Raw genomic sequence first — 12,038 nt, forward strand, 5'->3', positions numbered from 1 at the left:
CCGGTCTCGCCGCCGGCACCTCCGCGGACAACGAACGCCGGATGCGCCTGGAGTCGTACGTCCTCGCCGCCCGGCTGGAACAGGTGGCCGCCGCCGCGACCGTACGGCTGCACCGCATGTCGTCCGGCCGCTACACCCTCGTCCACTCCGACGACCGCACCGGCCGCGGCCGCAGCGGCCTCGGACTGCACGTCGTCGACGCCTGGACCGGACGGGAGCGCGACACCGCGACCCTCTCGGGCGGCGAGACCTTCTTCGCCTCCCTCGCCCTCGCCCTCGGTCTCGCGGACGTCGTCACCGACGAGGCGGGCGGGGTCCGGCTGGACACCCTCTTCATCGACGAGGGTTTCGGCAGCCTCGACGACCAGACCCTCGACGAGGTCCTGGACGTCCTGGACTCCCTGCGCGAACGCGACCGCAGCGTGGGCATCGTCAGCCACGTCGCCGACCTGCGGCGGCGGATACACGCCCAGCTGGAGGTCGTGAAGGGCCGCTCGGGTTCGCGGCTGTGGCAGCACGGGAACGGGTAGGGCCGGCTCACCCGCCCGGCGGGCGGTGCGGGGAGAAGGCCCGGCCCGGTATGCCGAACTCCTCGGTCCCGTAAGGGAGTCGACCCGGTAGGTTCTGCGCATGGTGCGATACGCAAAGCCGGGAACGGTCGAGTGGGTGGAGTCGGGGGGCGGGCCGCTCATCGCGGTGCCGGAGACGGTGCTGCCGTTCTGGGCCGGTGCCGACGGCGAGGAGACGGCCTCGGACTACGACCGGGCCTGCGAGGTGGACGGACTCCTCGGTCTCCTCCCGGTCGGTGACGCCGCGGCCCTGGTCCTCGGGGACGAGCCCGCCGCGACCGCCTTCCTCCCCGAACACGGCACGCTCGTCCGCTGCGTGGCCGGCGACTCGGAGGCGGAGCTGCTGGGATGCGTCCCGGCGGCGCTGCACACCGCGCGGTGGCGGTCCGAGGTGCACTGGAAGGTTCCGGGCACGGTCCTGCTGTTCGACGCCGCCTGGCCCGGCCGGCACTCCGGCGCCACCGACCACGTACGCCTCACGCTCGATCCCGGCCGCTACGCGGTCCGTGCCGCGCGGGTGCAGCCGGGCCCCGAGACCTGGCTGATCCTCGTGCAGCTCCGGCCCCTGCCCTGACCGTGGCTCCCGTGCCGTGCGCGACGTGGACGTACGCGGACTCGGCCGAGCGTTCCGCCGTGACGCGCCGGCCGGAGGCGCAGGGTCCGGCCGAAGGGCGATGCGTGCACGGGCCGGCCGGGGGATATTCGCGTGCGCCGGCCCCGTACATGCCCCCTGATGGGCGGCCATGCCCAGGCTTCCGCATCCCGCCCCCGACGCGCTCCGCCGTGACCCCCTGCCCCTGCGCGGCCGGACCGCGCTGGTCACCGGGGCCAGCAGACGCGGCGGCATCGGCCACGCCGTCGCGCGGCGGCTCGCCGCCTACGGGGCCGGTGTCTATCTGCACCATCACGTGCCGCACGACGCCGCCATGCCCTGGGGCGCCGACCGCCCCGAGGACGTGACCGCCTCCGTGCGCGAGGCCCTCGTCGACCCCGGCGCGCGGGTGCTCGCCGGACCCGGCGACCTCTCCGCTCCCGAAGCACCCGCCGAACTGCACGCCCGCGCGACAGGGGCGCTCGGCGGCCGTCTCGACATCCTCGTCGCCAACCACGCCCTCAGCGGCTCCGACGGAGACCTCGACACGATCGACGCCGCCATGCTCGACGCGCACTGGGCGGTCGACGCCCGCTCGGTGCTGCTGCTCGTCCAGGCCCACGCCCGGCACCGCGCCGCCCTGCCGTCCCGCACCCCGGGCGGGCGCGTGCTGATGATGACGTCCGGGCAGGACCTCGCCGGCGGGATGCCGGGCGAGCTCGCCTACGCCCTCCAGAAGGGCGCGCTCGCCTCCATCACCCGTTCCCTGGCGGCCACGCCGGCCGAGCATGCGGTCACCGTGAACACCGTCAACCCCGGCCCCGTGGACATCGATTACATGAGTGGCGAGAGTTACGAGGCCGTCGCCGCCCTCTTCCCCGCCGGCCGCTGGGGCATGCCCGACGACCCGGCCCGCCTCATCGCCTGGCTGGCCACGGACGAGGCGGACTGGATCACCGGTCAGGTCATCGACTCCGAGGGCGGCTTCCGGCGCTGACCCGGCTCACAGCGCCGACAGTTCGTCCACCAGGTCGTCCAGGCCCAGCGAGCCCTGGGACAGCGCGGCCATGTGCCAGGCCTTGAGGTCGAAGGCGTCGCCGTGCCGCTCGCGGGCCTTCTCCCGGCCCAGCAGCCACGCCCGCTCGCCGAGCTTGTATCCGATGGCCTGGCCCGGGATCGTCAGGTAGCGGGTCAGCTCGCTCTCCACGAAGTCCGCCGGCCGGCTGCTGTGCGAGCCGAAGAACTCCTCGGCCAGCTCCGGCGTCCAGCGCTCACCCGGGTGGAACGGCGAGTCCGCCGGGATCTCCAGCTCCAGGTGCATCCCGATGTCGACGATGACCCGGGTCGCCCGCATCATCTGCGCGTCCAGATAGCCCAGCCGCTCCTCCGCGTCCGCGAGGAAACCTAGCTCGTCCATCAGGCGCTCCGCGTACAGCGCCCACCCCTCGGCGTTGGCGCTGACCCCGCCCACCGAGGCCTGGTAGCGGGAGAGGTTCTCGGCGACGTGCACCCACTGCGCGAGCTGGAGGTGATGGCCGGGGACGCCCTCGTGGTACCAGGTCGAGACCAGGTCGTAGACCGGGAAGCGGGTCAGCCCCATGGTGGGCAGCCAGGTGCAGCCGGGCCGGGAGAAGTCCTCCGACGGGGGCGTGTAGTACGGCGCCGCCGCGCTGCCGGGCGGGGCGATCCGCGACTCCACCTTCCGCACCCGCTCGGCGAGGTCGAAGTGCGTGCCGTCCAGGGCCTCGATCGCCCGGTCCATCACGCCCTGGAGCCACTCGCGGACCTCGTCGACGCCCTCGATGTGCCGTCCGTGCTCGTCCAGGTGGGCCAGTGCCACCCACGGCGTCTCCGCGCCGGGGAGGATCTTCTCGGCCTCCTCCTTCATCTCGCCGAGCAGACGGTGGTACTCGGACCAGCCGTACGCGTACGCCTCGTCCAGATCCAGGTCGGTGCCGTTGTAGTACCGGGACCAGCGGGCGTAGCGCTCCCGGCCCACGGTGTCCGGCGCGTCCCCGATCGCCGGCGCGTACACCTCGCGCATCCAGTCCCGCAGCTCGACGACGGCCGCGGTCGCCGCGCGGGCGGCCTCGTCCAGCTCCGTGCGCAGCGCGTCCGGTCCGGCGGCCGCGAAGTCCTCGAACCAGCCGCGTCCCCCGCCGGTGTCCGCCCACTCGGAGAGCTGTCCGACGAACGTCTCCGTCGGGCGGGGAGCGGCGTACAGCTTGCGCTCCAGGCCGAGTGCCAGGGACTCCCGGTAGCCCGCCAGCGCCGCCGGGACCGCGCGCAGCCGCCCGGCGACGGCCGACCAGTCCTCCTCCGTCCGCGCCGGCGTCACGGTGAACACCTCGCGCACCGAATGCGCGACCGTGCCCAGGTTGCCGACCGCGCGCAGGCCCTCGTCGGCCTCGTGCACGGCCAGTTCCGCGGTGAGCCGTTCGCGCAGCAGACGGGCGCAGCGGCGTTCGATGTCGCTGTCCGCGCCGGGCCGCCGCTCGGCCCCGTCGAGCCGTCCGAGTGTGGCCCGGATGAGCTCGGCGGCCGCTTCCTGTCCCGCCGGCGAGAGATCGGGCAGCCGGGAGGAACTCTCCTTCACTCCCAGGTACGTGCCGGTGATCGGGTCGAGGGCGATGAGCTCGTCGACGTAGGCGTCGGCGACCTGGCGGGGGAGGGGGCTGTTGGTCTGTGACATGCGGACCATCCTGGTACGCGGCCCGCCGCACGTCACCCGGATTGTGCCGAGGGCGAAGGCGGCAGCATCGGGCCGCAGTCCCACTGCTGGAAGATCAGCCGCGTCTCCACCCGCGCCACCTCGCGCTGCGAGGTGAACTCGTCGAGCACCAGCCGCTGCAGGTCCGCCATGTCCGCGACCGCCACATGCACCAGATAGTCGTCGGGGCCGGTCAGATGGAACACGGTCAGCGACTCCGGCAGGACCCGGATCCGCTCCACGAACGGGCCCACCAGCTCCCGACGGTGCGGCCTGACCTGCACCGACAGCAGGGCCTGCAGGCCCCGGCCCAGCTTGGCGGGGTCCAGCTTCAGCCGGTGCCCGAGGATCACGCCGGAGCGGCGCAGCCGGGTCACCCGGTCCAGACAGGTCGACGGTGCGACCCCGACCTGCGCGGCGAGATCCCGGTACGTCGCCCGGGCGTCGTTCTGCAACAGCCGCAGCAGATGAAGGTCCACCGGATCCAGTACGACAGATTCGGCCATCCACCGAACGTAGCACGGGGATCCCGGCCGATGCCCCGGTCCGTGTTCACCCTGCCTGTATGGACATGGGCATGGACACGCGACGTACCACCAGAGCACTCGCCACCGAGGCCGTGCACGCCGGACGGGACGATCTCGCCGGACTCGGACTGCACGCCCCGCCGATCGACCTGTCCACCACCTACCCCTCGTACGACAGCCGCGCCGAGGCCGCCCGTATCGACGCCTTCGCCACCACCGGCGCCGAACCGGACGGCCCGCCCGTCTACGGGCGGCTCGGCAACCCGACCGTCGCCCGTTTCGAGACCGCGCTGGCCCGGCTGGAGGGCACGGAGTCGGCGGTCGCGTTCGCCAGCGGGATGGCCGCGCTCAGCGCCGTACTGCTGGTCCGCGGCTCGATGGGGCTGCGCCATGTCGTCGCCGTACGGCCCCTGTACGGGTGCAGCGACCATCTGCTGACCGCCGGGCTGCTCGGCTCCGAGGTGACCTGGACCGACCCGGCCGGGGTCGCCGACGCGCTGCGCCCGGACACCGGTCTGGTGCTGGTGGAGTCCCCGGCCAACCCCACGCTCGCCGAGGTCGATCTGCGGGCCGTCGCCCACGCGTGCGGCTCCGTGCCGCTGCTGGTCGACAACACCTTCGCCACCCCGGTCCTCCAGCGCCCGGCCGAGCACGGGGCGCGGCTGGTGCTGCACAGCGCGACCAAGTACCTCGGCGGTCACGGGGACGTGCTGGCCGGCGTGGTGGCCTGCGACGAGGAGTTCGCCGGGCAGTTGCGCCAGGTGCGGTTCGCCACCGGCGGTGTGCTGCATCCGCTGGCCGGCTACCTCCTGCTGCGGGGCCTGTCGACCCTGCCGGTCCGGGTCCGGGCCGCGTCCGCGGGCGCCGCGGAACTCGCCGCCCGGCTCGCCGCCGACCCGCGCGTGAGCCGGGTGCACTACCCGAGCATCGGCGGGGCGATGGTCTCCTTCGAGGTGAACGGCGACCCGCACGAGGTGATCGCCGGAGTACGGCTGATCACCCCCGCGGTGAGCCTCGGCAGCGTGGACTCCCTCATCCAGCACCCGGCGTCCATCAGCCACCGCATCGTCGACGCCGACGACCGCAGGGGCGCCGGGGTCAGCGACCGGCTGCTGCGCCTCTCGGTCGGCCTGGAGGAGGTGGAGGACCTGTGGGCCGATCTGGACGCGGCCCTGGGGAAGCGGACCGGGACGCCCGACCGCGCGGAGGCGCTGGCCCAGGGCTGAGACACCGCCCACGGGGGACGGCCCGGCGACCGCCGGGCCGTCCCCCGTTCCTGCGGGCAGGGCCGCTTCCCGCTCCCGCGCCCCGGCGCTTCCCGTCCGGGCCGGGCGTCCCGTGGTCCCGGCCGGGCCGTTTCCCGTGCTGCGGGCCGGGCGTCTCCCGTCCGCGGCGGGCTGTTTTCCGTTCCCGCGGGCCGGGGCCTCCCGTCTGCGGCCGGCCGTTTTCCGTTCCCGCGGGCCGGGCGTCCGCCGTTCCCGCGGGCGGCCGTTCCCGTGCGCCGGGCGTCCCGCGTTTCCGCGTGCCGGGCAACGGCGGTTCCCGTCACCGGGGACCGCCCGTACTGCCCGTGCGGGGTCCTACGGCCGGCCGATCCGCTCACCGGACTCCCGCACCTGGCGCGCCGGGCGCGTCGGCACGGCGTCCACGCGGGCGGTGATCACCAGGGTGCCCTCCTCGATCTGGTAGTCGAGGGGGAGGCCCAGGCCGCGCATCGCGGCGACCATGCCGGTGTTGGAGGCCTGCGTCACGGCGTACACCTGGGCGCAGCCCGCCTCGGCCGCCATCGACACCAGCCGCGTGAGGAGTTGCGCGCCGATGCCCCGGCGCTGCCAGGCGTCCTCCACGATCAGCGCGACCTCGGTCTCGTCGCCGTCCCACAGCAGATGACCGAGGGCGATGATCCGGCCCGAGGCGGTCTGCGCGGTGAGGGTCCGCCCGAAGCGCGGGCTGAGCAGGTGGTTCAGGTAGCGGTCCGCGTCGCCGACCGGCCCGTGGTAGCGCCTGCGCAGGGTTTCGGGGGAGCACCGTTCGTGCATCGCCCGCGCGGCGGCCAGATCACCGGTGTCCGCCCGGCGCACGGAGAGGTCACTGCCCTCCGGCAGGGTGAGCACGTCCCGGCCGCGCGGGATCCGCGGGCCGAGCCGGGCGTCCAGCTCCACCAGCGCGCGGGCCCGGGCGAACTCGGTGGGGGTGAAGGGCAGATACGGCCGCTCCACGGTGAGTACCCCGCCCTCGGGGTCGCGCAGCCGGATCACGGTGTCCTCCAGGGAGCCCTCGGCCGGCACGGTCACGGCCGCCGCGGTGCCGGCGGCCGGTGTGGCGGGCCGGGAGCGGATCGTGCACCGCCCCAGCAACTGGCGCAGCGCCAGCGGCAGTTCCGCGGCGTCCGAGGCGGTACGGGCGGCCAGCCCCAGCACCCGGGTCGGGGCGTCCACCAGATCGTGGGCGTCGGCCCGCTCGGTCCAGGTGTCCGTGCCCCCGGCGAGCGACACCGCAGTGATCAGGTCCGTGCCCGCCGGTGCGCGCAGCAGGAACTCGTCCACGGTCTCCGCGCCCAGCGGGTGCGTCTGCAGGCTCAGGATGTCGACCCGCCGCTCCGCCAGCGCCGTGCACAGCGTGGCCAGCGCGCCCGGTTCGTCCTTCACCGTCGTGCGCATCCGCCACAACACGCTCTCCCCGGGAACGGCGGGGGGCGGTGGGGCGTCGCCGGTATCGTGCGCCGGCGGCGCGTGGCCGTGGCGGCGTGCCCACCACGCCTGGAACGCGGCGGTGCACCGCGCGGCGGGCCCGGCCGGGTTGCGGCGGCCGTGCGCGGGGCCGCCGTGAGGGGTGTTCGTCACGTCAGACATGTCTCGACTCATACAGCCACTGTGAAGGAACCGTGTTTCCTGATCACGAACGTGCTGTGACTGACGGGTAAAGGCGCACTTCTGTCTGATGTGGTGCGTTACTGGCCGACCAGGCCCGGTTGCAGCGTCTTCGTGAACAGCACGGTGCCGTCCTGTTCCCGCATCCGCACCGTCAACTCACCGCTGTCACCGTCGATGTCGACCTCGCCGAAGAACTGGTAGCCGCCGGCCGGGGAGACGTTGGAGGCGCTCGGCGCCTTCACCCACACCCGCTCCGGGCCGAACGTGCCGTCGAGCGCGCTCGCCGGGAAGGCGCCCGCGTTCAGCGGTCCCGAGACGAACTCCCAGAACGGCTCGAAGTCACCGAACGCGGCCCGCTCGGGCCGGTAGTGCTGCGCCGAGGTGTGGTGCACATCAGCCGTCAGCCACACCGTGCCGGTGATCCGCCGGTGCTTGACGAACCGCAGCAGCTCCGCGATCTGCAGCTCCCGGCCCAGCGGTGCTCCCGGGTCGCCCTGCGCCACCGCCTCGACATGCTGCCGGCCCTCGGTCGTGTCCGGTACGACCAGACCGATCGGCATGTCGGCGGCGATCACCTTCCACACCGCCCGCGACCGCGCCAGTTCCCGCTCGAGCCACTCCAGTTGCTCCCGCCCGAGGATGCCCTGCGGGTCCACGGTCTCGTCACCGGCGGAGTTGGCGCCCCGGTACGTCCGCATGTCCAGCACGAACACATCGAGCAGCGGCCCCTGCCGCAGCACCCGGTGGACGCGGCCCTCCCGGGGCGCCCGGCCGCGGCGTGGACATCGGGAAGTACTCACCGAACGCGCGCCGCGCCCGCGCCGCCAGCACATCGACGCTCTTCTCCGTGTAGCGGCTGTCGGTGTCCGCGATCCGCTGGCCCGGGTACCAGTTGTTGCGCACCTCGTGGTCGTCCCACTGCACGATCGAGGGAACCCGGGCGTTGAACCGGCGCAGGTTCTCGTCGAGCAGGTTGTAGCGGAAGTTCCCCCGGAACTCGGCCAGGGACTCGGCGACCTTGGCCTTCTCCTCGGTGGTGATGTTCCGCCAGACGCCGCCGTCGGGCAGGGCCGCGGTCGCCGCGATGGGCCCGTCGGCGTAGACGGTGTCACCGCTGAACAGGAAGAAGTCGGGATCGAGCCGGGCCATCGCGTCGAAGATGCGGTAACCGCCGAAGTCGGGGTTGATGCCCCAGCCCTGTCCGGCCAGATCGCCCGACCACAGGAACCGCACACCGTCGCGCCGCCGGTCCGGAACCGTGCGGAAGGTGCCGGTCACCGGCTCACCGCCGCGGCGCGGGTCGTCGGGGTCGGTGAGCAGTACCCGGTAGTGGATCTGCTCGCCCGCGGGCAGCCCGCGCAACCGGGTCGTGCCGGTGAAGTCGGTGCCCGGGCCGAGCAGCGGTCCGCGCCACCGGCGCGGGCGCCGGAACGACTCGGTCGCCGAGGTCTCGACGATCATCCGGGCCGGACGGTCGGACCGTACCCAGACCAGCCCGGAGTCACGGGTCACATCGCCCGTCTGCACGCCCCAGGCGGCCCGCGGACGCCCGGAGCGGGCGAAGGCGGGCGCCGTGCCGAGTGCGGTGGGCAGGGTCAGGGCTGCCGAGGCGGCGAGGGAGCCGCGCAGTACGGCGCGGCGGCCGGGGAAGGGACGGTGGGACATGGACGCGCCTCCGGGGACTGGATCCGGACAGTGTGCGCTGCCACATCTACGCGGGCGGTGCGGCTCGCACACCAACCCGGGGTGAACAGTTGCCCGCGGCGACGGGGGAGAGGCCGGACGGGGGCGATCCGCCCGCCGCCGCCCTCCGTCGCGCGGACCGTTCAGCGGCTGCCGTCGAGGATGACGCGGGCGACCAGCGCCGGATCGTCGTTCATGGGAACGTGGCCGCAGCCCGGCAGCCGGATCAGCCGCGCGCGGGGGATGATCCGCTTCGCGCGGACACCCTGCCGGGAAACGAGCAGCCGGTCCCGGGTGCCCCAGGCGACGGTCACGGGGATGCCGGGCACGTCGTCGGTGAACCGTACGGTGGTGCCCGCGCGAAGGGTCTCGGTGAAACCGGTGGCCCCGGCCAGTGCGAGCGTCTCGGCGACCACGGCCTCCGGCGAACGGCGCCCGGGACGGGCGTAGATGGTACTGGTCAGTGCCGCCCGGCCGGCTGCGGAACGGGCGAGACGCTCGACCAGGGGCAGCGGCATGCGCTCCGCGACCCGGCGCATGCCGAGCAGCACGGCGAACGCGTACCGCCGCTCCGCCTGGGTCCAGAAGCCCGCCGGGGACAGGGCGGTGACGGACCGTACGAGCCGCTCGCGGCCGAGGCCGAGGGCCAGCAGACCGCCGAGCGAGTTGCCGGCCGCATGCGGCCGGTCCAGTTCCAGCGCCTCGCACAGGGCGCCGAGGGCGGCGTTCATGGTGGGCAGGTCGTGGACGAGGCCGTCGGGCAGCGCGGGGGAGGCGCCGAAGCCGGGCAGGTCCACCGCGATCACCTCGCGTTCGGTCGCGAGGATGTCCACCACCGGGTCCCAGGCCTGGCGGTGATGACCGATGCCGTGCAGCAGGAGCAGGGGTTCACCACGGCCCGCGCGCGCGTAGGAGAGGGTCACGGTCACCGGTCCGAGGGGAGAGGTGACCTTGAAGGAGACGGTCGCGGACATGAAGGTGCTCCTCGTCTGGGACTCGCGGCACGTGACGCCGCCTGACGCCGTAGACAGCTTGTCAGCAATTGCTACCGCCGGGTAGCCCCCGTTCCCGCTTCCGTGCGGCGCCCGGTACGGCCGGGTGGCATCCGCAAGGTACCGGTGCCGCCTGGACACCGCGGCACGGCTCGGCTGGGATGGTGCGGTGACCGCCGACTCCGCGACCGACGTCTTCGAAGAGCACCGTCCCCTTCTCCTGGGGGTCGCCTACCGCATGCTGGGCCGGGTGGCCGACGCCGAGGACGTGGTCCAGGACGCGTGGCTGCGCTGGTCGGGCGACGACCGGTCGGCGGTACGCGAGCCGCGCGGATACCTGGTCCGCGTCACCACCCGCCTCGCCATCGACCGGCTGCGCCAGATCAAGGCGCGCCGCGAGACGTACGTCGGCCCGTGGCTGCCCGAGCCGTACGCCACCCACTTCGGCGACACCGTGCCGGACACCGCCGAGCGGGCCGTGCTCGCCGACTCCGTCTCGCTGGCCGTCCTCGTCGTCATGGAGTCCCTCTCGCCGCTGGAGCGCGCGGTCTTCGTCCTGCGGGAGGCGTTCGCATACCCGTACGCCGACATCGCGGCCATGCTCGACCGCGGCGAACCGGCCGTACGCCGGCTCGCCGGACGCGCCCGGGGGCACATCGAGGAGCGGCGCCCGCGCTACGAGGTCGACCCCGTCCGGCGTCGCGACCTCACCGAGCGCTTCCTGGCCGCGGCGGCCGGCGGGGATCTGGCGGGGCTGGTGGAACTGCTCGCCCCGGACGTGCGGCTCGTCGGCGACAGCGGCGGCAAGTCCCGCGCGCCGCTGCGGGTCCTGGAGGGCGCCGACCACGTGGGGCGTTTCCTCCTCGGAGTGGCCGTCAAGGGAGTGGGGGACATGACCGTGCGCTTCCTGGAGCTCAACGGGGGCCCCGCGGTGCTCGTCCTGTCCGGCGGCCGGCCCGACTCCGTCTTCCAGCTCGACGTCGCCGACGGGCGTGTCCAGGCGGTGTACATCGTCCGCAACCCCGACAAGCTCCGCTCGCTCCCCGGAGCCCCGTAGACGAAGCCCTCCGCCGTCCCCCGGAAGCCCGTCCGCGTCGGCCCCTGCCCGCTCCGGCGCCCCCGTCGTCGTGCCCATTGGTATTGACCAAGGGTGAGGGCCGCCCTATGGTCGCTGAGAAGTGAAACAACCTTTAATAAACAAGGGCGCTAGAACGCCGCCGGACACGGCGATCGTGGAGGACAGGGTGGGGACCACGCAGCTGGAAACGGTGCCGGAACCGAAGTACTGGCATCTCAGGACCGTGCTCAGCGAGGCGCTGGACTCGGAGTTCTCCGTGGGCGAGATCCTGCCCAACGAGCGCGATCTCGCGGCCCGTTTCGGCGTCGCCCGGGCCACGCTCCGTCAGGCCCTGGAGCAGCTCGAACTGGAAGGCAGGCTGCAGCGCCGCCGCGGCGTGGGCACCACGGTCGCCCCGCCGCGTATGGGTGTCTCCGTCGGCACGGCCCAGCACGCCTGGCCGGGAGGGCCGCTGGACGCCTGGCAGACCCTCGGCTGCGCCCTGGAGACGCCGCCCGCCACCGTCGCCGAGACACTGGTGACCGGCCGCGACGAGCCCGTGCACACCGTGCGGCGCTCCCGTGTCTCCCACGGTCAGCCCGTCGCCGCCGAACTGCTGTACGTCCCGGCCGACTCGGTGCCCGGCCTGTCCGGCATCGACGCACCGTCCGGCGCGGCACGCGCGCGTGCGGTGCTGCGGGAACTGCAGCACCTGGAGCTGGAGCGGCAGGAGAACGCCGTGGAGCTGGGCTCCGCCCGCGCGGACGACGCCAGGGAGCTGGACCGGCTGCCGGGCGCGCCGGTACTCGTCGTCACCACGCGTTTCATCGCCCGCGGCCGCACCGCCGCGCTCTCCGTGGCCACCTATCGCGCGGACACCTGCCGGCTCACGTTCGGCGACTCCGGCGGCGTGCAGATCCACCACGGCCCGGAACAGCAGGCCTCCTGACCTCACGGTCCACGATGTGCCGACGGTGAACCGCTCCGCTGCTGCCGCGGCGGAGCGGCGACGCGGCGGGGGACAGGCGGCCGGCG

The 12,038-nt window shown here is 73.8% G+C and carries 10 protein-coding genes and 1 pseudogene; 6 read left to right on the plus strand and 5 right to left on the minus strand.

The genetic code is table 11. The features are described 5' to 3' along the window. From B9S61_RS14780 to B9S61_RS14790, 3 genes are all read left to right on the plus strand, one after another. On the plus strand, nt 1–530 hold a 530-nt coding region (locus B9S61_RS14780), incomplete at its 5' end, for an SbcC/MukB-like Walker B domain-containing protein (RefSeq protein ID WP_103542670.1). 100 nt (nt 531–630) lie between these two features. Next, complete coding sequence (locus tag B9S61_RS14785) at nt 631–1,143, plus strand: immunity 21 family protein (protein ID WP_103542671.1); 513 nt, start codon at nt 631–633, stop codon at nt 1,141–1,143. 169 nt (nt 1,144–1,312) lie between these two features. Then, a complete protein-coding gene (locus B9S61_RS14790) occupies nt 1,313–2,158 on the plus strand; it encodes an SDR family oxidoreductase (RefSeq protein ID WP_103542672.1) in 846 nt (281 codons plus the stop codon). 6 nt (nt 2,159–2,164) lie between these two features. Here B9S61_RS14790 and B9S61_RS14795 read toward each other — a convergent pair whose 3' ends face one another. Further along, on the minus strand, nt 2,165–3,853 hold the full coding sequence (locus B9S61_RS14795) for a DUF885 domain-containing protein (RefSeq protein WP_103542673.1): 1,689 nt from the start codon (nt 3,851–3,853) through the stop codon (nt 2,165–2,167). A gap of 32 nt (nt 3,854–3,885) precedes the next feature. Continuing rightward, the gene (locus B9S61_RS14800; protein WP_103542674.1) at nt 3,886–4,377 is read right to left on the minus strand and encodes an Lrp/AsnC family transcriptional regulator; all 492 of its coding nucleotides are present in this window, start codon (nt 4,375–4,377) and stop codon (nt 3,886–3,888) included. A gap of 71 nt (nt 4,378–4,448) precedes the next feature. Between B9S61_RS14800 and B9S61_RS14805 the strand changes: the two genes are divergently transcribed. After that, on the plus strand, nt 4,449–5,624 hold the full coding sequence (locus tag B9S61_RS14805) for a PLP-dependent aspartate aminotransferase family protein (protein WP_258039660.1): 1,176 nt from the start codon (nt 4,449–4,451) through the stop codon (nt 5,622–5,624). A 354-nt stretch (nt 5,625–5,978) separates the two neighbouring features. Here B9S61_RS14805 and B9S61_RS14810 read toward each other — a convergent pair whose 3' ends face one another. The 3 genes and pseudogenes from B9S61_RS14810 to B9S61_RS14820 all read right to left on the minus strand — a co-directional run bounded on the left by B9S61_RS14810 (nt 5,979) and on the right by B9S61_RS14820 (nt 9,928). Beyond that, on the minus strand, nt 5,979–7,250 hold the full coding sequence (locus B9S61_RS14810; protein ID WP_103542676.1) for a GNAT family N-acetyltransferase: 1,272 nt from the start codon (nt 7,248–7,250) through the stop codon (nt 5,979–5,981). 98 nt (nt 7,251–7,348) lie between these two features. Continuing rightward, nucleotides 7,349–8,936, minus strand: a pseudogene (locus B9S61_RS14815) (alkaline phosphatase D family protein). Between the two features lie 161 nt (nt 8,937–9,097). Further along, nucleotides 9,098–9,928, minus strand: a complete 831-nt coding sequence (locus B9S61_RS14820) for an alpha/beta fold hydrolase (protein ID WP_103542677.1) — start codon at nt 9,926–9,928, stop codon at nt 9,098–9,100. Nucleotides 9,929–10,115: 187 nt separating this feature from the next. Here B9S61_RS14820 and B9S61_RS14825 point away from each other — a divergent pair, with 187 nt between their 5' ends. Next, complete coding sequence (locus B9S61_RS14825) at nt 10,116–11,003, plus strand: RNA polymerase sigma-70 factor (protein ID WP_103542678.1); 888 nt, start codon at nt 10,116–10,118, stop codon at nt 11,001–11,003. 187 nt (nt 11,004–11,190) lie between these two features. Next, a complete protein-coding gene (locus B9S61_RS14830) occupies nt 11,191–11,952 on the plus strand; it encodes a GntR family transcriptional regulator (RefSeq protein WP_103542679.1) in 762 nt (253 codons plus the stop codon). Nucleotides 11,953–12,038 lie beyond the last annotated feature (86 nt).

The organism is Streptomyces sp. SM1 (genome assembly GCF_002910825.1).
In the GTDB taxonomy this organism is placed as follows: domain Bacteria; phylum Actinomycetota; class Actinomycetes; order Streptomycetales; family Streptomycetaceae; genus Streptomyces; species Streptomyces okerensis.